This is a genomic window from Luteococcus sp. Sow4_B9 (genome assembly GCF_052116585.1).
Lineage (GTDB): Bacteria > Actinomycetota > Actinomycetes > Propionibacteriales > Propionibacteriaceae > Luteococcus.
Genome location: NZ_JBQKKT010000012.1, coordinates 22,265 through 46,837 on the forward strand (window position 1 = coordinate 22,265; position 24,573 = coordinate 46,837).

19 protein-coding genes and 1 pseudogene are annotated in these 24,573 nt (G+C 68.5%); 14 read left to right on the forward strand and 6 right to left on the reverse strand.

Annotated features, from left to right (window positions below; all coding sequences use genetic code 11):
• Nucleotides 1-179 precede the first annotated feature (179 nt).
• Both ACTQ49_RS09030 and ACTQ49_RS09035 read left to right on the forward strand, forming a co-directional pair.
• Nucleotides 180-1,574: a hemolysin family protein gene (locus ACTQ49_RS09030; protein WP_441827517.1), complete on the forward strand. Its 1,395-nt coding sequence runs from the start codon at nt 180-182 to the stop codon at nt 1,572-1,574.
• The gene (locus ACTQ49_RS09035) at nt 1,571-2,575 is read left to right on the forward strand and encodes a CNNM domain-containing protein (RefSeq protein ID WP_441827518.1); all 1,005 of its coding nucleotides are present in this window, start codon (nt 1,571-1,573) and stop codon (nt 2,573-2,575) included. Before ACTQ49_RS09030 ends, ACTQ49_RS09035 begins: the two co-directional genes overlap by 4 nt.
• Before the next feature lie 94 nt (nt 2,576-2,669).
• Here the strand turns inward: ACTQ49_RS09035 and ACTQ49_RS09040 are convergent, their stop codons facing one another.
• Nucleotides 2,670-3,260 (reverse strand): DNA-3-methyladenine glycosylase I, encoded by a 591-nt coding sequence (locus ACTQ49_RS09040; RefSeq protein ID WP_441827519.1) that lies wholly within the window; start codon nt 3,258-3,260, stop codon nt 2,670-2,672.
• A 129-nt stretch (nt 3,261-3,389) separates the two neighbouring features.
• Between ACTQ49_RS09040 and ACTQ49_RS09045 the strand changes: the two genes are divergently transcribed.
• Nucleotides 3,390-4,622 carry an APC family permease gene (locus ACTQ49_RS09045; RefSeq protein ID WP_441827520.1) on the forward strand — a complete coding sequence of 411 codons (1,233 nt, stop codon included), beginning with the start codon at nt 3,390-3,392 and terminating at the stop codon, nt 4,620-4,622.
• 224 nt (nt 4,623-4,846) lie between these two features.
• Here ACTQ49_RS09045 and ACTQ49_RS09050 read toward each other — a convergent pair whose 3' ends face one another.
• The 3 genes from ACTQ49_RS09050 to ACTQ49_RS09060 form a co-directional block, all read right to left on the reverse strand.
• Complete coding sequence (locus tag ACTQ49_RS09050; protein WP_441827521.1) at nt 4,847-6,325, reverse strand: uracil-xanthine permease family protein; 1,479 nt, start codon at nt 6,323-6,325, stop codon at nt 4,847-4,849.
• A 124-nt stretch (nt 6,326-6,449) separates the two neighbouring features.
• The gene (locus tag ACTQ49_RS09055) at nt 6,450-8,039 is read right to left on the reverse strand and encodes a dolichyl-phosphate-mannose--protein mannosyltransferase (RefSeq protein WP_441827565.1); all 1,590 of its coding nucleotides are present in this window, start codon (nt 8,037-8,039) and stop codon (nt 6,450-6,452) included.
• A gap of 100 nt (nt 8,040-8,139) precedes the next feature.
• Nucleotides 8,140-9,765 (reverse strand): Ig-like domain-containing protein, encoded by a 1,626-nt coding sequence (locus ACTQ49_RS09060; protein WP_441827522.1) that lies wholly within the window; start codon nt 9,763-9,765, stop codon nt 8,140-8,142.
• A gap of 301 nt (nt 9,766-10,066) precedes the next feature.
• Between ACTQ49_RS09060 and rsmI the strand changes: the two genes are divergently transcribed.
• The 9 genes from rsmI (at nt 10,067) to ACTQ49_RS09105 (ending at nt 19,269) form a co-directional block, all read left to right on the forward strand.
• Entirely contained in the window at nt 10,067-10,909 is an 843-nt protein-coding gene (gene rsmI, locus ACTQ49_RS09065; RefSeq protein WP_441827566.1) for a 16S rRNA (cytidine(1402)-2'-O)-methyltransferase, read from the forward strand.
• Between the two features lie 177 nt (nt 10,910-11,086).
• Nucleotides 11,087-11,983 (forward strand): TatD family hydrolase, encoded by an 897-nt coding sequence (locus tag ACTQ49_RS09070; RefSeq protein WP_441827523.1) that lies wholly within the window; start codon nt 11,087-11,089, stop codon nt 11,981-11,983.
• Nucleotides 11,976-12,830 (forward strand): 16S rRNA (adenine(1518)-N(6)/adenine(1519)-N(6))-dimethyltransferase RsmA, encoded by an 855-nt coding sequence (gene rsmA / locus ACTQ49_RS09075; RefSeq protein WP_441827524.1) that lies wholly within the window; start codon nt 11,976-11,978, stop codon nt 12,828-12,830. Before ACTQ49_RS09070 ends, rsmA begins: the two co-directional genes overlap by 8 nt.
• A gap of 80 nt (nt 12,831-12,910) precedes the next feature.
• Nucleotides 12,911-13,861, forward strand: a complete 951-nt coding sequence (locus ACTQ49_RS09080) for a 4-(cytidine 5'-diphospho)-2-C-methyl-D-erythritol kinase (protein WP_441827525.1) — start codon at nt 12,911-12,913, stop codon at nt 13,859-13,861.
• Nucleotides 13,862-13,929: 68 nt separating this feature from the next.
• Entirely contained in the window at nt 13,930-14,463 is a 534-nt protein-coding gene (locus ACTQ49_RS09085) for a MarR family winged helix-turn-helix transcriptional regulator (protein WP_441827526.1), read from the forward strand.
• Between the two features lie 103 nt (nt 14,464-14,566).
• Nucleotides 14,567-15,298, forward strand: a complete 732-nt coding sequence (locus tag ACTQ49_RS09090) for a DedA family protein (RefSeq protein WP_441827527.1) — start codon at nt 14,567-14,569, stop codon at nt 15,296-15,298.
• A 252-nt stretch (nt 15,299-15,550) separates the two neighbouring features.
• Complete coding sequence (gene purD / locus ACTQ49_RS09095; RefSeq protein WP_441827528.1) at nt 15,551-16,837, forward strand: phosphoribosylamine--glycine ligase; 1,287 nt, start codon at nt 15,551-15,553, stop codon at nt 16,835-16,837.
• A gap of 1 nt (nt 16,838) precedes the next feature.
• Nucleotides 16,839-18,272 carry an adenylosuccinate lyase gene (purB, locus tag ACTQ49_RS09100; RefSeq protein ID WP_441827529.1) on the forward strand — a complete coding sequence of 478 codons (1,434 nt, stop codon included), beginning with the start codon at nt 16,839-16,841 and terminating at the stop codon, nt 18,270-18,272.
• 133 nt (nt 18,273-18,405) lie between these two features.
• Entirely contained in the window at nt 18,406-19,269 is an 864-nt protein-coding gene (locus ACTQ49_RS09105) for a carbohydrate kinase family protein (RefSeq protein ID WP_441827530.1), read from the forward strand.
• Between the two features lie 3 nt (nt 19,270-19,272).
• Here the strand turns inward: ACTQ49_RS09105 and ACTQ49_RS09110 are convergent, their stop codons facing one another.
• Together ACTQ49_RS09110 and ACTQ49_RS09115 are read right to left on the reverse strand one after the other, a co-directional pair.
• Complete coding sequence (locus ACTQ49_RS09110) at nt 19,273-20,445, reverse strand: pyridoxal phosphate-dependent aminotransferase (protein WP_441827531.1); 1,173 nt, start codon at nt 20,443-20,445, stop codon at nt 19,273-19,275.
• 128 nt (nt 20,446-20,573) lie between these two features.
• Nucleotides 20,574-22,358: an alpha-amylase family glycosyl hydrolase gene (locus ACTQ49_RS09115; protein ID WP_441827532.1), complete on the reverse strand. Its 1,785-nt coding sequence runs from the start codon at nt 22,356-22,358 to the stop codon at nt 20,574-20,576.
• A gap of 368 nt (nt 22,359-22,726) precedes the next feature.
• On the opposite strand from ACTQ49_RS09115, the gene ACTQ49_RS09120 reads away from it, so the two are divergent.
• On the forward strand, nt 22,727-23,623 hold the full coding sequence (locus ACTQ49_RS09120; RefSeq protein ID WP_441827533.1) for a helix-turn-helix domain-containing protein: 897 nt from the start codon (nt 22,727-22,729) through the stop codon (nt 23,621-23,623).
• A gap of 41 nt (nt 23,624-23,664) precedes the next feature.
• Nucleotides 23,665-24,543 (forward strand): annotated as a pseudogene (locus ACTQ49_RS09125) (phosphoribosylaminoimidazolesuccinocarboxamide synthase); the annotation flags it as partial.
• Nucleotides 24,544-24,573 lie beyond the last annotated feature (30 nt).

Here is a 24,573-nt window from a genome sequence, read left to right on the forward strand (position 1 = left end):
CCGTCTCCGCGCCGAGGTCAAAGGCCACTCCCCGTCGCCGAGCAGTATGTGTCTGCCCCGACCATCGCGGTGATGAATCCGTGGGAGCCTCGGCAGGCGGAGGCTGGGGACGGCGGTCGTTGAGTCCGCGGAATTGATCGGGTTAACTGGAAGCTCACCTCTCGACAATCACAGGGACCATGCCTCCTCTCATATCGCTCCTGCTCGGAGTACTGATCGTCCTGCTGATCACGGTCTTGACCGGCTACTTCGTGGCCCAGGAATTCGCCTTCATGGCGGTGGACCGCTCACGGCTGGGAGCCCGCGCCCGCGCCGGTGACAGCCGCGCAGCCAGCACGTTGGAGATCACCCGTCGAACCTCCTTCCTGCTCTCCGGCGCCCAGCTCGGCATCACCGTGACGGGCCTGCTCGTCGGCTACGTCGCCGAACCGATGATCGGCGGCGGCCTGTCCCAGCTCCTCGGCGGCGTCGGTGTGCCGCGTGCCGTCAGCATCACCATCGGAGCGGTCATCGCGATGGCCGTCTCCACCGTCGTGCAGATGGTCTTCGGTGAGCTCTTCCCCAAGAACTACGCCATTGCCCGCCCAGACCAGGTCTCCGACAAGCTGGCGCCCTCCACCAAGGCCTACCTCAAGATCTTCGGCCCCACCATCTCCGTCTTCGACAAGGCGGCCGAGCTGCTGCTGCGCGCCGTGAAGATCGAGCCGGTCCACGACGTGGAACACGCCGCCACCGCCCGTGACTTGCAGCACCTGGTGGAGGCCTCCCGCACCTCGGGTGACCTGCCACCCGAACTGTCGATCATGGTGGACCGCATCCTCGACTTCCCGTCGGAGGACGTCGACCACGCGATGATCCCGCGCGCACAGGTGGCCTCGCTGCCCCCGGAGACCACCGTCGGGGATGCTCGCGAGAAGATGGCCACCGGTCACACGCGCTATCCCGTCATCGACGACGACAACGACATCATCGGTGTGCTGAACCTGGTGGACGTGCTGGGCTGGCAGAAGGACCCCGACGCGTCCGTGCGTGAGCTCGCCCGGCCCGCCGTGGTGGTGCCCGAGCTGATGAGCCTTCCCGACTGTCTGGCCGAGCTGGATCGCGCCGGCCAGCAGCTGGCCTGCGTCATCGACGAGTACGGCGGTTTCACCGGCATCATCACCGTGGAGGACCTCGCCGAGGAGATCGTCGGCGAACTCACCGACGAACACGACCCCGACGAGCCCAGCTATGTCCCCGTCCCCGACGACGGCATCTGGGTGATGGACGGCGACGTGCACACCGACGAGGTGGAGCGTGCCCTGGGCGTCGACCTGCCCGAAGGCGACGCGGAGACCATCGGTGGCCTGGCGATCGACCAACTCGGCGCCCTCCCCGAGGAGGGCGACGTGGTGCAGGTGCCGCTGCCCGTCGGCCTCGACGAGGACCCGATCACCCTGAACGTGGAGGTGCTCGACGTGGAACGACACGTCCCCTCCCGCGTGAAACTGACTCTCAGCGACGAGCCCGTCCCCTCGGGGGCCACCGCGCTGCCCGACACACTCGCTGCCCAGGATGAGGAGGCCAACCGATGAGCTGGATCGGCGTGACCCTGGTCACCATCGTCATCATCGTGCTGAGCGCCTTCTTCGTGGCGGTGGAGTTCAGCCTGATCAACACCAAGCGCCACCGTCTGGAGGACGCGGCCGCCACCTCCGCCTCGGCACGGGCCGCGCTGCGATCCTCGTCGGAACTGACCCTGCTGCTGGCCGGATCGCAGCTGGGCATCACCGTCTGCACCCTGGCGCTCGGTGCCATCACCAAGCCCGCCGTGCACCACGCCCTGATGGGGCCGATGACCGCGCTCGGCCTGCCCAGCGCGGCCGCAGACGTGGCAGCCTTCCTGCTGGCGCTGGTGATCGTCACCTTCCTGCACCTGGTGGTGGGGGAGATGGCGCCCAAGTCATGGGCCATCGCGCACCCGGAGAAGTCGGCGATCATGCTGGCGCTGCCCATGCGCGGCTTCCTGTGGTTGACCCGCCCCCTGCTGAAGGGCCTGAACAGCATGGCCAACTGGTGCGTTCGCAAGGCAGGGGTGGAGCCCGTCGACGAGGTGGACGAGGTGCAGGACCGCGAAGGTCTGCGCTCGCTGGTGGAACATTCCACCGACGTCGGCACGCTGGAGCAGGGCTACGGCGAGTCCATCACCTATGTGCTGGACCTGGACACGCTCACCATGGGTTCGCTCGTCGAGGGCCGGCGCAATGTGCCCACCCAGGTTGCGATGGACGCGACGGTTGCCGACGTGCAGGCCGCGACGCTGCGCGCCGGCCACATGCGGGTGCTGCTGGTGGACGGGCAGGACGTGGTGGGCGTGGTGCACGTGCGGGACACGCTGTCCGAGCCGGTCGACCGTCCCGCGCGCGAGCTGGCGCACGAGCCCTATGTGGTGGATGTGGCCAAGCCGCTGCACGTGGCCTTCCAGGAGATGCGTGAGCAGGCCACCCAGCTGGCCGTGGTCACCGAGAATGGACGCTTCGCGGGAGTCGTGACGCTGTTCGACGTGCTGCCCCGGCTCTTCCCCAAGGCCGCTTGAGGCCGCGACAGGCTCGGGCCGCTTGAGGCCGCGACAGGCTCGGCCATCAGGGCCGAGCCCGTCGACTGGCCTGCTCCCCGAGCTTGTCGAGGGGTCAGCTCCACACCCCGGAGCTGCCCCGTCGCCACGAGCCCACCAGATGGGTGTCGACAATTCCCACGGCCTCCATCAGCGCGAACATCGTCGTCGGCCCCACATGGGCAAAACCCGCCTTCTTCAAGGCCTTGGACAGCGCCACTGATTCGGGGGACTGGCTCGGCACCTCGCTGAAGTCCCGTGGGGCGGGGGTGGCCGACGGCTGGAAGCCCCAGATGAAGTCCACCAGTCCGCCCTGCTCCCGCAGCGCAATGGTGGCGCGGGCATTGGTGATGGTGGCGTCCACCTTGCGTCGATTGCGCACGATCCCGGCATCGTGGAGCAGACGCTCCCGGTCTGCCGCCCCAAAGCTGGCCACAACCTCGGGATCGAAGTTGGCGAAGGCCGCGCGGAAGTTCTCCCGTTTTCGCAGGATCGTCGCCCAGCTGAGCCCCGATTGGAAGGCCTCCAGACTCAGGCGCTCGAACAGACCCCGTTCGTCGCGCACCGGCATGCCCCACTCAGTGTCGTAGTAGTGCCGCAGCAGCTCGTCATGCGCCGCCCACACGGGACGCGCGAGCCCGTCGTCGCCCGTGACCAGATCATCCATGCCCCCATCGTGACAGTGCGGTCCGACACTTTCGTCGGCCGGAAGTCAGGAGAGCCACCGGACAGTGGTGCTGGACGACTGCACAATTCGTTCACCTTCTGGTCGCCCGGACTCCCTAGCCTGCGCACCATGTCTGCTGCCCCCACCCTCGCCCGACGACTGGGTCTGACCGACGCCGTGACGATCGGGCTCGGCTCGATGCTCGGTGCCGGAGTCTTCGCCGCCTTCGCACCGGCCTCCAGGGCCGCCGGCCAGTGGCTGCTGCTCAGCCTGGCGATCGCCGCCGTCGTCGCCTACTGCAATGCCACCAGCTCCGCACAGCTCGCCGCCAAATACCCCACCAGCGGCGGCACCTACTTCTACGGACGCGAGGAGCTGGGGGAGTGGCCGGGCTTCATGGCCGGCTGGTGCTTCGTCATTGGCAAGACGGCCTCCTGTGCCGCCATGGCACTCACCGCCGCGCACTACCTGATCCCGGAGGACTATCAGACCTATGGCGCGGTGGCGCTGGTCTGGCTCCTGGCCGCTGCCAACCTGCGCGGCGTCACCCGCACCGCCAAGCTGACCCGCATCCTGGCCGCCATCGTGCTGGTGGTGCTGGCCATCGTCGTGGTGATCGGTTGGACCAGCACACCGCCCGCCCAGCCCCAGCAGCTGGTCAGCAGCCCCTTCGGCGTCCTGCAAGGGGCGGGGCTGCTCTTCTTCGCCTTCGCCGGCTACGCCCGGATCGCGACGATGGGTGAGGAGGTGGTGGAGCCCGAGCGGACCATCCCGCGGACCATCGTCCTGGCGCTGGGCATTGCCCTGCTGGTCTACCTGGCGGTTGGTGTCACGCTGGCGCACTTCTTCGGCGACGGAGGAATCGCCGCCCACAGCGCCCCACTGGCGGCGCTCGTGCAGCAGGCCGGTCAGGGGTGGGCCAGCCCCGTCGTGCGCTTCGGCGCGGGCGCTGCGGCTCTGGGGGCGCTGCTGAACCTGATGACGGGCATTGGCCGCACCTCGCTGGCGATGGCCCGTGAGGGCGACCTGCCCCGGGGCCTCTCGGTGATCGATCCCACCCACCAGGTTCCCCGACGTGCCGAGCTGACCCTGGCCATCATCGTCACCGTGCTCGTGCTCACCACCGACCTGCGGGGTGCCATCGGCTTCTCCAGCTTCGGCGTGCTCCTGTACTACTTCGTCGCCAATGCCTCCGCCTGGCACCAGAGCGACGGCCGGATGTACCCGCGCATCCTGCAGGGCCTGGGCATGGTGCTCTGCCTCGTGCTGGCCTTCACCCTGCCGTGGGGTTCGGTGCTGGCTGGTCTGGCGGTGCTGGCCGTCGGCGTGGTGGGACGTCTGGTGCTGCGGCGTCAGGCATGAGGCCCACCGGCCCGTCGCGAGGCAGCGTCCGCGGCGGTACCAGTGCCGGTCCGGCGGAATCGGACATCCCCACGGCCGTCGGCTGACGAAAACAGATGCATATCGACCCCTCCAGTGCATTTGGTGCACTGGAGGGGTCGATATGCATCTGTTTCTGGCGGGGAGGAGGTGGCAGACGAGGCCGGCGGCGTCAGGCCTGAGGCCCACCGGCCCACCCCACCGGCTCAACCCAGCGGGCTCTGCAGCTTCTTGCTCGGGTCGTACTTCTCGTACGGCTCGTCCTGTTCGCCCTCCACCGTGTAGATGCCGGGGGCATCCAGCACCAGGTTGGAGCCGCCGGCGGCGTCCGAGAGGTACTTCGGGGCAATCGCCCGGGCGGCGTGCCACAGCGCGACGGTGGCGATGGTTCCCAGCGCGATGCCGCCCAGCGTGAAGTTCTCGCCGAAGTGGAGGCTGACGTCGCCGACGCCGATGATGATGCCCGCGGAGACGGGGACCAGGTTCACGGGGTTGCCGAAGTCCACCCCGTTCTCCTTCCAGATCTTGGCGCCCAGCAGGCCGATCATGCCGTACAGCACCACGCAGATGCCGCCCAGCACACCGCCCGGGGTGGCCGAGATGACGGCGCCGAACTTGGGTGAGAACCCAAAGCCGATCGCCACCAGGGCTGCCACCACGTAGGCGGCGGTGGAGTAGACGCGCGTCGCGGCCATCACGCCGATGTTCTCCGCATAGGTGGTGGTGGGGCCGGCGCCCGCACCGGTGGCGATCATCGAGGTCAGGCCGTCGGCGATGATCGCGGTGCCCATCTGGTCGTCGAGGTTCTTGCCGGTCATCTCCGCGACGGCCTTCACATGCCCGGTGTTCTCCGCAATCAGGGCGATGACGACGGGCAGCGCCACCAGGATGAAGGCCAGGTTGAACTGGGGCAGGTGGAAGCCCAGCACATTGTCGCTGGCGCCATAGGTCCAGCCCGCCAGGTCGGTGACCGGTGGCAGCCCGAACCAGTCGGCCTGGCGCACATTGGTCCAGTCCACCCGGAAGGCCTCGACGGTCTTGCCGTCGACCATGCGGCTGACCGGCCCGAAGGCCTGGTCGAAGACGGCGCTCAGCAGGTAGCCGAAGACGAGCGAGAGGAAGATGGCGATGCGTCCCAGGAAACCCCGCAGGCCGACGCTGAGGAAGACCACCACCAGCATCACGATGAAGGCGGTCCACTGGTCCTGGGGCCAGTAGGTCTTGGCCACGACGGGTGCCAGGTTGAAACCGATGAGCATCACGACGGCGCCGGTGACCACGGGCGGCAGCAGCCGGTGGATCACCCGGGCGCCCGCGATGTGGATCACCACACCCACCAGCAGCAGCGCCAGGCCGACGCACAGCAGCGCGCCCGAGACCTGGGCCGGATTGCCGCCCATGCCGTAGATGGCCGTTGCGACACCGACGAAACTCGCGGAGCTGCCCAGGTAGCTGGGCACCCGGTTGCGGGTGAGCGCCAGGAAGATCAGCGTCGCAACGCCGCTCATCATGACCGCCAGCTGCGGGTTGAGCCCCATCAACAACGGGAAGACGAAGGTGGCGCCGAACATGGCCACCACGTGCTGGGCGCCGAGCCCAATCGTCTTGCCCCAGCTGAGGCGTTCGTCGGGGGCCACCACGGCCCCGGGCTTGAGTTCTCCGTTGCCGTGCAGCTTCCAGATCACGCGAGGTCTCCTGATTCCGGACGCGTCCGCGTCCGCCCCATTGTAGGGAGGGCGGCCGTGGGCGGCGCGACCCGGCGTGGCACTGCGAGCTGCGCGGAGACTGCGTCGGGTTGGCTGCCGGCGATCAGATCCAGCTCTTGAACCACATCCTGGCCAGCCACTGCTTCCGAGTGAGCAGGCCGTCGGTGAGGATCGGGTAGATGAAGGCGAAGTTCGCCGCCACCAGGGCAATCGCGCCGCCTGCCAGCAGGGAGCCGCGTCGACGGTGGGGTCCGTCGGCGGGACCGATCAGTCGGCCCAGCCACATCGACAGGATGATCACGGTGAACGGGATGATGCAGATCGCGTAGAAGAAGAAGAGCGGCCGGTCGGCGTAGCGGAACCACGGAAGGTAGGTGCTGGCCATGGCCAGGATCGGCAGGCCGAAGCGCCAGTCGCGGCCCGCGATCCACACGACGATGCCCGCGATTAGCGCGATGGCTGCCATCCACCACAGGATCGGCGTGCCGGCGCCAGAGATCACGCGCAGGCAGGTGTCATTGACGGCCTGACAACCGTCGACGCCCGGCTTGATGTCGTTGACGGCGTCGATGCCGATCGGACGGGCCATCACCAGCCAGCCCCACGGGTTCGCCTCGTAGGTGTGGGTGGCGTTCATCATGCCCTCACCGGTGTGGAAGTTGTACATGTCCACGTGGTAGTGCCACAGCGAGGCCAGCGGTGCGCCGAAGAGCTTCACGGTCCAGTGGTCGGGGTGCTCGGCGCCCCAGCCGCGGCCCCACCCGCCGTGGGTGGTCAACCATCCGGTCCAGGTGGCCAGGTAGACGGGCAGCGCCACCACCACCAGGTGGACGAAGGCGGGCAGCCCGTCGCGCAGGATCGACTGGACGGCACGGGGTCCCGCGCCGGCAAGGCGACGAGTGTTCCAGTCCCACACGACGGACAGGATGCCCATCGTCGCCAGCACGAACAGGGAATTCCACTTCACGGCGACGGCGAGCCCGAACAGGATGCCGGCGGTGAAACGCCAGGGCCGCCACAACAACGCAGGGCCGAACTGACCACCCAGATCGGGGTGGCCGGTGCGGGTCAGGTGGGCCGCGAGCCGGTGGCGGAACCAGTCCCGGTCGGCCGCGACGCAGGCAACACCGCAGACGATGAAGAGCGCCTGGAAGATGTCGAGCAGCCCGATCCGGCTCATCGTGAAGGCCAGGCCGTCCAAGCTGAGCAGCACGCCGGCAATGGCGCCCACCAGGGTCGATCGGGACAGTCGTCGGGCCAGCCGGATCGTGGCGAGCACCAGCAGTGAACCCGCCACGAGTGAGCTGAATCGCCAGCCAAAGGAGTTCATGCCGAAGAAGTGCTCACCCACCGCGATCAGCCACTTGCCCAGCGGCGGGTGCACGACGAAGGACGCGGTGGCATTCCACCCGTCGGTCATGCCCTGGGCGATGGCGTCGTTGATCTTGGTCTTGGTGCCGGGATGGACGTCCGGCCAGGTTCCCTCGTAGCCCAGGTGGAGCATCGTCCAGGCTTCCTTGGGGTAGTAGGTCTCGTCGAAGACCAGGTTCTTGGGCCGGGCGAGGTCAACCAGACGCAGCACGAAGGCGAAGGCCGTGATGCCCAGTGCCACCAGCCAGCTGGTGAGCCGGTCTGGGCCAGGTCCGTCGCTGAGCTGTTCGATCACGCTGGCGCGAGGGCGCTGGCTGGGCAGGGCGGTGGCGTCGGTCACGCGCCCATCCTAGGTTGCCGGCCTACAAATGGGTCGGACCCGACCGCTGGGGGCGATCGGGTCCGACGGAGAGGGTCAGGTCTCAGAAGCGCATGCGACGGGCAGCCACGGAGGCTCCGACGAAGCTGAGCGCCATCAGGGTCATGCCCGCAGCAGAGACACCGCTGGCGCCGGTGTCACCCGTCGACGGCAGGTGGTTCGGGCGGGGCATCTCCTGGGCCGGTGCCTCGGGGGTCTCCGGGGTCTGCGGCAGCGGCAGGTCGGGCACCGGGGTCTCGACGGGAGTCGGCTCCGGGGTGGGCTCGGGCGTCGGCTCCGGGGTGAGCTCGGGCGTGGGCTCCGGGGTGGGCTCGGGCGTGGGCTCAGGGGTGGGCTCGGGCGTGGGCTCAGGGGTGGGCTCGGGCGTGGGCTCGGGCGTCGGCTCGGGCGTGGGCTCGGGCGTCGGCTCGGGCGTGGGCTCCGGCGTGGGCTCCGGGGTCGGCTTCACCGGGGTACGACCGTCGGCGTCACCGCCGCCTTCCCACATGTTCACGGTGGCCTCCGAGCCCTGGGTCTTCTCCAGCGTGGTCACGGTGCCCTTGTCGGTCCACTCGGTCATGCTGCTGTCGGTGACCTTCACCGGGAACAGGATGCGGGCGGAGGTGCCCTTGGGCAGCGTGATGGTGCCGGACAGCGTGTCGGCATCGCAGTCGGTCACGGTGGCCTTGGTGCCATAGGCCAGGTTCTCCGGGTCGCCCCAGGCATCGGTCTCGGTCCAGGTCTGGACGAATGGCGAGACGGGGCAGGCGAAGGCCTGGCCCGCGCTGGTGAGCTGGTCGCTCCAGGTGTAGAGCTGGTTGTCCGTGGTGGCGGCCGGCAGCTGCAGCGTGATCATCAGCTGGCCATCGACGTCGTACCAGCCCCACTTGCCCAGGTGCGTGGGCATCTGGTCGCAGTCGGGGCACTCCACCATCTGGATGGGCGTGCGGCTGGTCTTGCCATTGACGTCCCACACGAACTCCTGGGTGGTGCCCGGCTGGGCGGTGCCCTGGACCGTGGCCTTCAGCCAGCCCGAGAGGGTCACGTCGGTGTGGGTCTCGACGAAGTCGGTCAGCGTCACGACGATGCGGCCGTCGGTGACGGTCATCGTGGCCGCCTGGATGCCGCCGGGCGTGTTGAGCGAGAAGGTGGAGCCGTTGGGGACCGACAGGCCCTCCGGGACGGCAAAGCTGAACTGGTCGCCTGCGCAGTGGCCGTCGGAGATGGCGCCGCTGAACTTGAAGCTCACGCGCTCCCAGGCCTGGACGTCGGTGGACTTGTCCACGGTGACGGTCATCGGGTCGGTCACGGGCGACGGGGTGCAGGTGGCGTCGGCAGCAGCCTTCATCTCCGGCTGAGCGGCCGCGGTGGTGGCAGGAGCGGTGGGCGCCAGGGTGGTCGCAACGGCAGCCGGAGCCTCGCTGGCCGTGGCCTGCGTGGTGGCAGCAGGCGCGGCGGTGGTGGCATCGGCGGTGGGCGCCCCGCTGGGCGCCGGCGCGGCCTCGGTGGTGGCAGCGGCGGCCTCGGTGGCCACGGGCGTGGCGGGCGAGGAGGCCTCGGCGGTGATCGCAGTGGTGTCCACCACATCGTCGGCGGCGAAGGCCGGTGCCAGAGCGATGCTGGTGCTTGCCAGGCCAAGAACGGCCGCAACCGCCAGGCCGGAGCGCTTGCGCGCAGAGCTGGAGTGCATTGAATTTCCCCCGAAAAATAGGTCGTTGACATCTCCCCAGATGTCGCGCTTCCCCCCGGAAGCATGCTCGAACACTAGGCACGACTCCGGGTCTGATGACAGGCAGATTTCGGGATGAGGGTCTTCCTTGGGGAAGTCTTCAGCAACTGAGTGACCAAGGTCACCTGATGGCGGGACAGTCCACAATGGAAGGGTGACTGACAACACGGCGACTGATGACCCGGGGACCGACAACCCGGGGACCGACAACCCGGGGACCGGCGATCCGGGAGGGCACGCCCCCACGCCCACCTCGCGACAGCTGGCCCCCGGCCCCGACGGGCGCGGCCGCGTGGTGCTGGCCGCCACTCCGATCGGCTCCAGCCTGGACGCATCCGAGAACCTCAGGGCCGTGCTGCGCGACGCGGAGGTGGTGGCGGCGGAGGACACCCGTCGCTTCCAGACCCTGCTGCGCCGCTTGGGCATCACCACCCGTGCTCGCGTGCTCAGCTATTTCGAGGGGAATGAGGCGGCCCGGACGCAGGAATTGCTCGGCGAGCTGCAGCAGGGGAGGAATGTGGTGGTGGCCACCGACGCGGGGATGCCCTCGGTCAGTGATCCGGGCTACCGCCTGGTGGACGCCGCCGTGGCGGATGGCCTGGACGTCACCTGCGTCCCGGGGCCGAGTGCAGTGCTGACGGCCCTTGCCGTCTCCGGGCTGCCCGTGGACCGCTTCTGTTTCGAGGGCTTCCTGCCGCGCAATGGCGGTCCTCGACGCCGTCGGCTGGAAGAACTCGCGGCCGAACCCCGGACCATGGTCTTCTTCGAGGCTCCTCATCGGCTGGCCGACTTCCTCGCGGACTGCGCGGCGGCCCTGGGCGCCGAGCGCCGGGCCGCCGTGTGCCGTGAACTGACCAAACCGCACGAGGAAGTGGTGCGCGGCGGGCTGGGGGAGCTGGCCGAGTGGGCTCAGGACCATGCACGCGGCGAGATCTGCGTGGTGGTGCAGGGGGCAGAGGTGGCCGTTGACGGAGATGGTGCGTTGGCGCTGGTGCAGCGGCGGATCGCGGAGGGGGAGAAGCTCTCGGCGGCCGTCGCCGAGGTGGCCGCGCTCACCGGGGTGAACAAGAAGCAGCTGTACCAGGCTGCCCTCGACGCCCGCTGACGACGGCAGGTTCGCGGGGTTCCGGTGCTGATGGGTCGTGGGGCGTGCGCGGCCGCCCCCAACATGGTCACTTGTCCTGGTCCGAGTTTCGCTCGTCCTGCGCACCAAAGTCGGACCAGGACGCCTGACCAGCTCATGTGGGGTGCCCGTCCCGCGTGATGCACCACAATGGAACCCATGGACATCTCCGCCCGGCTGGCCGATCTCAGGCTGCCCCCGCTGCCCGAGCCGCTTCCGGCGACGGTGATCGACTCGCACACCCATCTGGACTCGACGCGCGAATACTCGGGCCTGCCGGTGGATCTCAACATCCAGGCAGCGGCCTCCGTGGGGGTCACCCAGCTGGTGGAGGTGGGCTGCGATGTACCCAGCTCGCGAATCGCGGTGGAACTGGCCTCCCAGTACCCGCAGGTGGTGGCCGCCGTCGCCATGCACCCCAATGACGCGGCCCGTAGCACCCAGCTCGACGACGACATCGCAGCCATCGACGCCCTTGCCGGCGCCGGTCACAACGTCCGCGCCATCGGCGAGACCGGCCTGGATCACTACCGCACCACGGATCCCCAGCAGCACGCCGCGCAGGAGCGCAGCTTCGTCGCGCACATCGAGATGGCACGCAGGCACGGCAAGACCCTGGTGATCCACCACCGCGACGCACACCAGGACCTGCTGCGTGTGCTTGGTGAACAGCAGCTTCCGGAGCGGACGGTGATGCACTGTTTCAGCGGGGATGCGGACTTCGCCCGCGCCTGCCTGGCCCACGATGAGGCCGGTCGCGGCATGTGGTTGAGCTTCCCCGGCGTGGTCACCTACAAGAATGCGGGTTACCTTTCCGATGCGCTCAGGGTCACCCCGCGCGAACGGATCCTGGTGGAGACCGACGCCCCCTACCTGACACCCGTGCCCGCCCGGGGCAAGGCCAATGCCCCCTATCTGGTGCCGTACACGCTCCGTTTCATGGCCGACGTGCTGGGCGCGGATCTTGCCGATCTCTGCAACCAGGTGCGCACCAATACCCAGGATGCCTTCGGTGGCCCCTGGGGCGACGAGATGTCTGGAGACGCCCATGCCTGAGACCGGACTGCTGGACCCGCGGTCGGTGCGCGCCCTGGCCGAGGAACTCGACCTCAAGCCCACCAAGCAGCGCGGGCAGAACTTCGTCATCGACCCGAACACGGTGCGCCGCATCGTGCAGCTCTCCCAGATCGGCGCCGATGACGTGGTGCTGGAGGTGGGTCCGGGGCTGGGCTCGCTGACCCTGGGGCTGCTGGAGACCGGCGCTGCTGTCACGGCCATCGAGATCGACGAGAAGCTCGCTCCTCGGCTGGCCCGGACGGTGGCCGAACGGATGCCGCAGGCCGATGACCGGATGCGAGTGGTGCACTCCGATGCGCTGCTGGTCAACGAGTTGGACGGGCCGCCGGTCACGGCGCTGGTGGCGAACCTGCCGTACAACGTGTCGGTCCCCGTGCTGTTGCACCTGCTGGAACGCTTCGACTCCTGGCGCACGGGCCTCGTGATGGTGCAGCTCGAGGTCTGTGACCGTTTGGTGGCCACGCCGGGCAGCAAGATCTACGGCGTGCCGAGCGTGAAGATGGCCTGGTATGCGCAGGCAACGCGGGTGGGGACCGTGCCGCCCAAGGTCTTCTGGCCGGTGCCCAATGTGGACTCCGGTCTGGTGCGGATCATCCGTCGGGAACCGCCCCGGACCACGGCCACCCGGGAGCAGGTCTTTGCGGTGATCGACGCGGCTTTCGCCCAACGTCGCAAGATGATGCGGGCGGCCCTGGCCGGCATGTGCGGGTCATCGGCCGCGGCCAGCGAGGTGCTGGAGGCAGCGGGGGTCGATCCGCAGTGCCGGGGCGAGGTCCTGGGCGTCGAGGACTTCGCTCGGATCGCCGAGGTGCTCTCCCAGCGGTGACCCTCGTCAGAGCCTGTTCTCTCCAGGCGCGCCGAGGCTGCCGAGTCGTGCCCGCGACGCATCTGGGTTAGGTTCGCGTCATGGAGGAAATGCGTCGCGCAGCGGTGGACGACCCGGACCAGGTGGTGCGCGTGCGCGTGCCAGCCAAGGTGAACCTTGCCCTGTGCGTCGGGCCGCTCGGCGACGATGGTTTCCATCCGCTGGGCACGGTCTTCCATGCCCTGAACCTCTACGACGAGGTGGTGGCCGAGAAGCGGCCGTCGGGCCAGATCTCGTTGACCCTTTCCGGCGACGGATTGGACGACGTCCCGGCCGACGAGTCGAACCTGGCCTGGCGCGCAGCCAGGCTGCTGGCCGATCGGCATGGCACGCCGGATCTGGGGGTGCACTTGCACCTGAAGAAGTCGATCCCCGTGGCGGGCGGCATGGCCGGCGGCTCCGCCGATGCCGCGGGCGCCCTGCTGGCCTGTTCGGTGCTGTGGGACCTGGACACCACCCCGGATGACCTGCACGAGCTGGCGGCAGAGCTGGGCTCCGACGTGCCCTTCCCGCTGATGGGCGGCACGGCGATTGGCACGGGCCGCGGCGATCAGCTGGTGCCGATGCTGAGCCGCGGCACCTATCACTGGGTGCTTGCCCTGGCCCACGACGGGCTCTCGACCCCTGCCGTCTTCCGGCGCTTCGACGAGCTGCAGGCCCGCCCCGACGCAACGCCGACGGGCACCGCCATCCCCGACGGGGTCGCCGCGGCCCTGGCCAAGGGCGATGCCGCCGCGCTGGGAGGGGCCTTGCACAATGACCTGCAGGCGGCGGCGGTGGACCTTCGCCCCGAGCTGGGGGAGACCCTCCGGGCCGGGCTGGAGGCCGGGGCGCTGGGTGCGGTGGTCTCCGGCTCCGGACCCACCTGTGCCTTCCTGGCCGCGGACGAGGCGGCGGCGATGGACCTCGCAGCCGCCCTGGCCGCGGTTGCGTCGGTGCGTGCCACGCGCCGTGCCAGCGGCCCGGTGTCGGGCGCCACGCTGATCACCTGACCTGCGGCGCCGGGCTTCGTGAGGTGTCGTGGATCCCGTCGTCGCGTCCTTTCTGGTTTCATGTCCCCATGACCGAACTGCACCTGCCCGAGCCCTGCGCATCGGCCGGCTCGTCGGGTGACGAGGTCGACGAGCTGATTGACGCGTGGCGTCGTGAGCGGCCGGACCTGCCGGTGGAACCGATGCAGATCTGGTCGCGGATCCTGCGCCTCTCCTTGCACCTGGACCAGGCACGCCGCGCCGCGCATGCGAGCCACCACCTGGAGGGCTGGGAGTTCGACGTGCTGGCCGCGCTCCGCAAGGACGGAGCTCCGTACACGATGAGCCCGGGACAGTTGCTGAAGCAGACGCACGTCACGTCGGGGACGATGACCAACCGGGTCGATCGGCTGGTGGCTCGGGGATTCGTGGAGCGCCAGGCCGATCCCAATGATGGGCGATCCGTCCGGGTGGTGCTCACCGCCGAGGGCAAGCGGGCAGTGGATGCGGCGCTGGAGGCCCTGTTGGTGGCGGAGGAGGCGCTCCTGAGCGGACTCGACGACGAGCAACGGGCACAGTTGGCCGCGGCCCTGCGTCAGCTGCTGGTGGCCCAGCAGCCCTGACCGCCCACGGGCCACGGGCCACGGCACCGTGGCTCTTCACAGCTCGTTCTTGGCTGGGCTGGTTAGCTTTGGGGCCTCAGACTTCGTCGTAGATCGGTGTGCCATGTCCCTTGCTCCCCTGCAGATCTTCCTGCTCCAGACCAGCATCGTCGGTCAGGTGATGGGCTGGCTGGAGGGCCTGATGGAGACCATTGGTGCTCCTGGTGCTGCTCTGGCCGTCTTCCTGGAGAATGTCTTCCCGCCGATCCCCAGCGAGGTGATCCTTCCGCTGGCCGGCTTCAGCGCAGCCAACGGTCACTACACGATCCTCGAGGCGATCCTGTGGTGCACGCTGGGTTCGGTGACCGGTGCCTGGCTGCTGTACTGGGTGGGTCAGGTCTTCGGCGTCGAGCGTTTGAAGGCCATTGCCCGTCGGATGCCGCTGACCGACGCTGATGACATCGACACCGCGATGCAGTGGTTCGACCGGCACGGTGGCAAGGCTGTCTTCTTTGGCCGCATGATTCCCGGTGTGCGATCCCTGATCTCCATCCCGGCTGGTCTGGACCGGATGAAGGCGGGCAGCTTCACGCTCTACACGACGGTGGGCAGCCTGATCTGGAACAGCCTGCTGATCTACGCCGGTTACGCGCTGGGTGCCAACTGGACCCGCGTCGAGGGCTGGGTGGGCGATGTCCAGAATGTCGTGATGGTGCTGATCCTGGGTCTGTGCGCCTGGTTCGTGGTCGCACGCGTGCGCCGCAACAAGGCTCGCGCCCAGGCTCCCGCGCAGACTGCGGAGACGGGGGCACGTTCGGCCGAGTTCGCCGACGAGATGCCGCGTCGAGCGGAGTGAGCAGTTGACGCGAGCGGAGTGAGCAGTTGACGCGAGCGGAGTGAGCAGTTGACGCGAGCGGAGTGAGCAGTTGACGCGAGCGGAGTGAGCAGTTGACGCGAGCGGAGTGAGCAGTTGATCCGAGCGGAGTGAGCAGTTGACGCGAGCAGAGTCAGCCGTTCCTTGCACAGCCCGACACGGTCCACCGTGTCGGGCTGTGGTCATCCCCGGCACTTTTCCGTGCCGGAAGCGGCTCACCGGTAGGCTCAGGGGGTGACCGAATCCCTCACCGCCCTCGTCATTGGCTCCGGTGGCCGCGAGCATGCACTCGCCCTGGCCCTGAGCAAGGATCCGTCAGTCGTCGCCGTTCACGTCGCTCCCGGCAATCCCGGCACGGCGGCCTTCGCGACGAACCATCCCGTCGCTCAGGAGGACGGCCAGGCCGTCGCAGCCCTGGCGCAGGAGATCGGCGCCAACCTGGTGGTCGTGGGGCCGGAGGCGCCACTGGTGGCGGGCGTCGCGGACGCGGTGCGTGCGGCGGGGATCGCCTGCTTCGGCCCCGGCCGTGAAGCGGCGCAGCTCGAGGGTTCGAAGGCCTTCGCCAAGCAGGTGATGCTCGATGCGGGCGTGCCGACCGCCGCCGCGCGGGTGTGCACCACCGTCGAGGAGGCCCAGGCTGCCTTCGACGAGTTCGGCGCCCCGTACGTCGTCAAGGAGGACGGGCTGGCCGCGGGCAAGGGGGTCGTGGTCACTGACGACCGGGAGGTGGCGCTGGCCCATGCCGCCGCCTGTCAGCAGTTCGTGGTGGAGGAATTCCTGGACGGCCCGGAGGTGAGCCTGTTCGCCATCTGCGACGGCACCACCAGCCGCTGTTTCGAGCCGGCGCAGGACTTCAAGCGCGTCGGTGATGGCGATGCCGGGCCCAATACCGGTGGCATGGGTGCCTACACCCCGCTGCCGTGGGCGCCCGCCGACATCGCCGCGCAGGTGGACCAGGTGGTGATCCAGCCGACGCTGCGGGAGATGGCCCGCCGCGGCACCCCGTTCACCGGTCTGCTCTACGCGGGCCTGGCGCTCACAAGTCGTGGCATCCGCGTGATCGAGTTCAACGTGCGCTTTGGTGATCCGGAGACGCAGGCGCTGCTGGCCCGTCTGAAGACCCCGCTGGGTGCTGTGCTCCACGCCGCCGCCACCGGCAACCTGGACCAGGTGCCCCCGTTGGAGTGGGGCAGTGGTGCCGCCACCGTCGTCGTGATGGCCGCCGAGGGCTATCCGGGGACTCCCGCACAGGGAGGTCAGATCATCACCGCGCCGGACACCGATCAGGCGCACACCATCCATGCCGGCACCAGCGTCGATGCCGACGGGGTGCTGCGGGCCAGTGGTGGCCGCGTGCTGGGCATCGTCGGCACCGGAGAAGATCTGGCCGCCGCTCGTGAGGCCGCCTTCCGTCAGGTGGCCGCCACCGATTTCCCGAGCGGGTTCAACCGCACTGACATTGCCCAGAAGGCCGTCGCCGGTCAGATCCAGCTGGCCCCCTACTACTCGCAGGAGAACTGACATGACTGTCCCCAATGTCCTTGCCAACCGTTATGCCTCGCCGGCGATGCGTGAGATCTGGAGCCCCGAGGCCAAGATCGTCATGGAGCGCAAGCTGTGGATCGCCGTGCTGGAGGCGCAGCGCGATCTGGGTGTCTCCTTCGGCGGCGACGATCCGGACACCGTCATCGAGGCCTACCGCGCCCACGTCGACGAGATTGACCTGGCGAGCATCGACGCGCGCGAGCGAGTGACCCGCCACGACGTGAAGGCCCGGATCGAGGAGTTCAACGATCTGGCCGGTTTCGAGCATGTCCACAAGGGCATGACCAGCCGTGACCTGACGGAGAACATCGAGCAGCACCAGGTGCTCGCCAGCCTGCAGCTGGTCCGCGAGCGGATCATCACCGCCCTGGCGATGACCGCGGATCTGGCCGTGCAGTACACCAGCCAGCCGCTGACCGGTCGCAGCCACAATGTGGCCGCGCAGGTCACCACCCTGGGCAAGCGTTTCGCGTCGGCGGCCGACGAGATGCTGATCGCCTACCACCGTGTCGACGAGTTGGTGAAGCGCTACCCGGGCCGCGGCATCAAGGGGCCGATGGGGACCGCGCAGGACATGCTCGACCTCCTGGACGGCGACGCCGCGAAGCTTGCCGAGCTGGAGAAGCGCGCCACCGAGAGCCTGGGCTTCGCCTCGGTGCTGGACTCGGTGGGCCAGGTCTACCCGCGCAGCCTCGACTTCGACGCGGTCAGCGCGCTGTACCAGACCTCCGCCGGCCCCAGCAGCCTGTGCACCACCCTGCGCCTGATGGCCGGCAATGAGCTGGTCACGGAGGGTTTCAAGCCAGGGCAGGTGGGCAGCTCCGCCATGCCGCACAAGATGAATGCCCGCTCCTGCGAGCGCGTCAACGGCTTCAACGTGATCCTGCGCGGCTACGTCGCCATGACCGAGGGGCTGAGCGGTGTGCAGTGGAATGAGGGCGACGTCTCCTGCTCGGTGGTCCGCCGCGTGGCGCTGCCGGACGCCTTCTTCGCGCTCGACGGCATGTTCGAGACCTTCCTGACCATCCTGGCCGATTTCGGGGCCTTCCCGGCCGTGATCGAGGCCGAGCTGGAGCGTTACCTGCCCTTCCTCACCACCACCAAGGTGCTGATGGCGGCGGTTCGCAAGGGCGTCGGCCGCGAGGATGCCCACGAGGCGATCAAGACCAATGCGGTCGCGGTGGCCCTGGAGATGCGTGAGGAGGGCCTGCGCGTGAACGACCTGTTCGACCGTCTGGCCGCCGAGAGCGCCCTGGGCCTGACCCGCGACGAGCTGCAGGCACTGGTCAGCCAGCCGCTGGACCTGACCGGCGACGCGGCCAACCAGGTGGAACGCGTGGTGGCCCGGGTCAAGGAATTGGCCGACGCTGACCCGCAGGCCGCCGCCTACCGCCCGGGGTCGGTCCTCTGACCTTGTTGCCCGGGGCCTCGGCGGGTTCGGCCAGCGGTCCCCGGGCATGTCGAGCGGTCGTTCCGGGGTTGACTAGGCACTCGACAAGTCGACGCAGCCATGGGAATCTGGTGAGAACCATAGGAGGTCACCGATGACCAGCCCGAATGCCGTCTTCCTGGGGCTCACCACGCTGGACGTGGTGCAGCGCGTGGAGTCCCGGCCGCCCTGGGGCGTGAAGTCGGTCGTCGAGTCCACGGAGCTGGCCGCCGGTGGGCCCGCGGCCAATGCCGCCATCACCGCCGCAGCCATGCTGGGGCGCACGACCTTGGTCACCGGGCTGGGGCATTCGTCGGCGGCGCAGACGGCGCGGGCTGATCTGGAGGAGCACGGCGTCACGGTCGTCGACCTGGCCGAGCCCACCTTCCCCCTGCCGGTCAGTACCTGCATCGTCGAGGCCGACGGCACCCGCACCGTCTTCTCCACCAGCGCCCTGCGCTCCCGCTACCAGCTCAATGACGCGGCGCGCGCCGCCTTGGCGGGGGCCGATGCGCTGCTCGTGGACGGACATCATCCCGTCGCCGCCGGGATGGCCCTGGGGCTGCTGGCCGACTCGCCCTGCCTGACGGTGCTGGATGCCGGCAGCGTGAAGCCGGCCGCGGAGAGCTGGTTGAGCTGGCTCGACGTGGTCGCCGGGTCCGCCGACTACGCCACGGGTTTGGGGACAGATCTTCACGGCGCCGTCGAGCATGCGCTGGGCAAGGGCGCGACCACCGCCGTGATGACCGATGGCGCTGCCACGACGCTCTGGGCTGGCCCCACCGAGCGGGGCGAGGTCACCCCGCCCACGGTGACGGCCGTCGACACCCTGGGGGCGGGCGACGCCTTCCATGGAGCCCTGGTGGCCAGCCTGCTGCTCAACGACGGGGATCTGGGCACTGCCGTGCAGGAAGCCGTGCGCCAGGCCAGCATCCGCGTCCAGTACACCGGCGCGCGAGCCTGGCTGAACCACCTGTAGGAATCAGCGGGCCGTCAACCATTCCCCGGTGCGACGCAGCGCCTCGGCGGTCAGCTCCGGGCCGACGGCCAGACTGAGGCGCACGGTGGTGCCGCCGTTGACCTTGTCGAAGTCCCAGCCGGGTGTCATCGCGACGCCTGCCTGCTCCAGCAGGCTGGTGCACCAGGCGCGGGAATCCTCGCCGGGTTGCAGCGACGTGGAGATGTCCGCGTACACGTAGAAGGCGCCGTCGGCCGGGGCGAGCCGCCAGCCCTGCCGGGCCGCGAACTCCTGCGCCAGCACCCGGGCCTGGTCGTAGCCCACATTGGCGGCCCGTGCCTGGGTGTGGACGTCCTCGCCAAAGGCCTGCAGGGCAGCAATCTGCGCTGGCACCGGTGCGCACAGGGCCAGGTTGCTGCTCAGGGCGTCGACGGTGGCCAACAGGTCCTCGGGCACCAGCATCCAGCCCAACCGCCAGCCGGTCATGCCCCAGTACTTGCTGAAGGAGCTCACCACCAGCGCGTCGCGGCCATGGCTCCAGGCACATTCGCCCACCTCGCCGGTGGCGCTGATCCCGTGGTAGATCTCGTCGGAGACCAGCCGCACGTCGTGCTCCGTGCACCAGCCGACGATCTGGGCCATCTGCCCCGCGTCGAGCATGGTGCCGGTGGGATTGGCGGGGGAGGCCACCACCAGCCCCGCCAGCGGAGCCTCCTGCTGGGCCGCGTCCAGCATGGCGGTCGTGAGCTGGAAGTCATCGGTGTGGCTCACGTCGATCTCCACCACGTCGAGCCCCAGGCTGCCCAGGATGTTGGCATAGGCGGGATAGCCCGGACGGGCCAGCGCCACCCGATCACCCGCGTCGAAGGCCGCCAGGAAACCCAGCAGGAAGGCCCCCGAGGACCCGGTGGTGATCGCCACCTGACGGCTGGGGACCTCGATGCCGTACCAGCGGCGGTAGTGACCGGCAATGGCCTCGCGCAGTTCCGGCATGCCGAGCGCAGCGGAATAGCCGGTGGAGACCCCGGAGATCATCGCCTCGCTCATCGCGGCTCGCACCGCCGCGGGGGCGCCGGTGCTGGGCTCCCCGACGCACAGGCTCACCACGTCGCGTCCGTCGGCACGCAGCTGGCCCACGCGTTCGACGATCTCCATCACCTCAAAGGCCGGCACCTGTCCACGACGAGAAGTCTTCATGGCGTCATGCTCCCACGCGGGGCCGGCAGGTCTCGGCAGACGACGCAGCCGCGGACGCGCACGGGGCCGCGTGGGGATGCAGCATCCACACGCGGCCCCGTCCGCTGGGCCCCGTCAGCTGGGCTCGGTCAGCCCTTCCAGCTGTAGACCAGCATCGAGTAGGGCGCCAGGTTCACCGTCGCGGAGTAGGAGTAGCCGTCCTGGTCCTGGTCCTCCGCCGTGAGGTCGAAGGCGTCCGCCGAGCCGAAGCTGGGGGAGTAGGCCTTGGAGTCCGAGTTGAACTTCAGCTCCCAGCGGCCACCAGCGGGCAGGCCGATCCGGTAGTTGCCGCGCACGTCGTCATTGGCATTGATCACGACCACCACGTCGTCATTGGTGCCGTGGTCCTTCCACCGGTGCCAGGCCATCACATTGGCATCGTCGTTGACGTGGAAGATGTTCAGGCCGGCGCCGCGCAGGCCCTCGGTGTCGTCCTGCCAGTTGCGACGCAGCTGCATCAGGTCGGCGTGGAGCTGCACGATGCCCTGGTGGGTCTCGTTGAGGTTCCAGTCCAGCGGAACCTCGTCGGTGAAGTAGCCACCCTGCAGGAATTCCTGGCCCTGGAAGACCATCGGGATGCCGGGGCTGGTCAGGGCGATCATCGTGCCCAGCGTGGCGCGCTTGGTGGCATACCAACCCTGCTGGTCGACGGGGTTCACGTCGCTGACCGCACGCTGCTTGCCATTGGCAACCTCGTCGTGGCTCTCCGTGAAGATGACCCGACGGAAGGCCTCGCCGTCGTAGTTGTGGCCAATGGCGCCAGCCACCTGACCCAGGTTGCGGTCGGCGTCGTCGAAGGCGCGGATGAAGGCCCGCAGCGGGTGCACGAACTCGGCATCCCACTGGGCGTGGAAGGCGGCCTGCTCGTAGCCTTCGCCCACCATGTCGTCATGGCCGTGCATGTCCTCGGCGATCATGATCTTGCCCGGGAACTTGTCGCGCACCTCGCGGTTGACCTCGCCCATCAGCTCGAAGCCCTCGGGGATGTCATTGGTGAAGGCATCCTTGGAGCGGATGTAGGCCGTCATGTCCCAGCGCAGACCGTCGGCGTGGTACTCCTCCAGCCACATCATCGCGTTGTCGCGGATGAAGCGGCGCACCTCCGGGCGGCCGTAGTCCGGACGCGTGTCACCCCATGGGGTCTGCGAGCGCCAGTCGTTGTAGAAGTAGATGCCGCCCTTGCCGTTCTCGTTCCAGCCGTCGAACTGCCACAGGTCCAGGTCGCTGGGGCCGAAGTGGTTGTAGACAACGTCGATGATGACGGCGATGCCGTTCTTGTGGAACTCGCGGATGAGCTCCTTCAGCTTGTCAGGGCCGCCATAGGCGCTCTCGACGGCGAAGACGTGCGCCGGGTTGTAACCCCACGAACGGTCACCAGCGAACTCCATCACCGGCATCAGCTGGACGGCATTGACGCCCAGCTTCTTGAAGTGGTCCATCTTGGCCAGCACGGACTCGAAGTTGCCCACCTGCTCCGGCGTGGTGTTGAAGGAGCCGGTGTGCAGCTCGTAGATGACCAGCTCATTGTGGGCTGGGCAGATGAAGGAGTCGCCCTGCCAGTCGAAGGCATCGTGGTCGTAGATGATGCCATTGCCGACGGAGTTGGTGACCTGGTGGGCGTAGGGGTCCACCTTGTCCAACTGCATCTCGCCATTGGTCAGGTGGTACTTGTACTGCTGGCCGACGCTGGCACCCGCCACGTCGCCGTACCAGTAGCCATTGCCCTCGTTCTCCAGCGGATTGGCCGAATTGTTCCACTCATTGAAGTCGCCCATCACGCTCACCGTGGTGGCGTGGGGGGCCCAGACCCGGAAGGCGACGCCCCCGTCGTGGGGGAGTGCTCCCATGCCGTCGAGCCGGTCCTGCTGCGTCATGTCATACCTTCCGTGCGGGGCCTGTGTGATCGTTCCAAACCTAGCGCCTGTCCCGTGTGGGGGCGCGGTGAAGTGTCGTTGGTCAGGGACAGTTAATTCTTAATTCGTTCTCGTGGTCGTCTGGGCTGCAGGTGTGGGCCGTGCGTGTGACATATTCATAGGTGTCCACTCCCCCGATGGACAGCGCCATGGCCCGAGTGGAAGCCGAAAGGCTGCCCCGAGATCACTCGAGCCATGGCGCCCTGTGCTTTCGGGCCTTCAGCTGTGTGGCTGGAACCATCGCTCCGCGTCTGGTCACCGGGAGCTGCCTGACGGCCCATGAAGATGGGGAGAGGACGGGGAGCCGACGGCCAGCACTTGGAGGAACGATGCGCGACGACGAGACGCGTGATGACTTCGCCTCCAAACTCAATGAGGCGATCAAGTTGCGTGGGCTGAGCCTGGAGCGCATTCGGCACCGCTTGTCCGAGCTGGACGTGAAGGTCAGCGTCGCGACTCTCAGCTACTGGCAGAACGGCCGGTCCCAGCCCACCCGATCCCACTCGCACCGCACCCTGACGGCGTTGGAGGAAGTGCTGGAGGTGGAACCGGGCACGCTGACATCGGTGGCGCCAGTCAGCCAGACCCGGCGTCGCAGTGGCAACGGCCCCGTACCCCTCAGCCTCCCGAGCACCGTGCAGGAGGCGCTGGTGGAGACAGGGATGACGCCCGACAATCTCCGCAAGGTCAGTACCCATGTCACCGTCATGGTGGCCACCGATCGCACCCAGAGCTCCGAGGTGGTGCGCAGCGTGATCCAGTGCCTGACCCCGGGAACCACCTCCTTCCCCGTGCTGGCGGAACGGCAGCAGGGCAGCCCCCAGGAGCCCGGCGAGGCGCAGGAAGTGCACGCGCTGTCCAACTGTTCGGTCGGCCGGCGTTTCGTGCTGGAGAATGAACAACTCACCCTCACCGAGATGGTGCTGCCCCGCCCCTTGCGGCAGGGGGAGCTGGTGATGCTCGAGTACATGACAGCCATGCCGCCGGTGCCCGAGCCCTTCGATTCCTTTGGGGTGGCCGTCTCCCGACTCGGCGAACTGGTGGTGGAGATCCAGTTCCCGCGCGGAGACATCCCCCGACGTGTCGTGGGCTACACCCGCAGCGTCGACGAGGACCTTGGCTTCGACTCGCCCGACGCGGTGGAGCTGCCCGTCTCCGACGGGCTGGTGCAGGCCATCAAGCTGGACGCGCCGGCCGGCGTGTACGTCGTCAAGTGGGAGTGGTGAACGGTCCCACCAGGGCAGTACATGCCCACTAGGGTGTCCTCGTGAGCGAGTACACCAGCCTGCAACTGCCCCTCCTGCACAGCGGCAAGGTCCGTGAGCTGTATGCCCTTGAGGCCAATGACCGGATGCTGATGGTGGCCACCGACAACATCTCTGCCTACGACTTCGTCCTGGAGCCCGGAATCCCGGGCAAGGGAGTGGTGCTCACGCAGCTCTCACTGTGGTGGTTCGAGCAGTTGCGTGACCTGGTGGACAACCACGTGATCAGCGCGCAGCCGGCCGACGAGATCGGCGCCGAGCGGGCTGCCCTCGTCGAGGGACGGGCGCTGGTGTGCGAGAAGCTCGACATGATCCCGGTGGAGTGCGTCGCCCGCGGGTACCTGACCGGCTCGGGCTGGGCGGAGTACCAGGCAAGCGGCACGGTGTGCGGCATCGAACTGCCCGCCGGCCTGCAGGACGGTTCGAGGCTTCCCGAGCCGATCTTCACCCCGGCGACGAAGGCCCCGATGGGGGAGCACGACGAGAATGTCGACTTCGAAACCATGTGCCAGACCACCGGCCGTGAACTGGGTGAGCAGATCCGCGACCTGACGTTGCGGGTCTATGCGCGTGCCGAGGAGATCGCTCGTGAGCGGGGGATCATCCTGGCCGACACCAAGTTCGAGTTCGGACGGCGGGCCGACGGGACGATCGTGCTCGCCGACGAGGTGCTCACCCCCGATTCATCGCGCTTCTGGGATGCCGAGAGCTGGGCCCCTGGCGGTCGGCTCGACAGTTTCGACAAGCAGTACGTCCGTGACTGGCTGGCCAAGGAGTCCGGCTGGGACCGGGCTTCCGACGAGCTGCCGCCCGCCCTGCCGGAGGATGTCGTCGTTGCGACGCGGGCCCGCTATCTGGAGGCCTACGAGCGCCTGACCGGCAGCCCCCTCGCCCTGGCCTGAGGCTGTCCT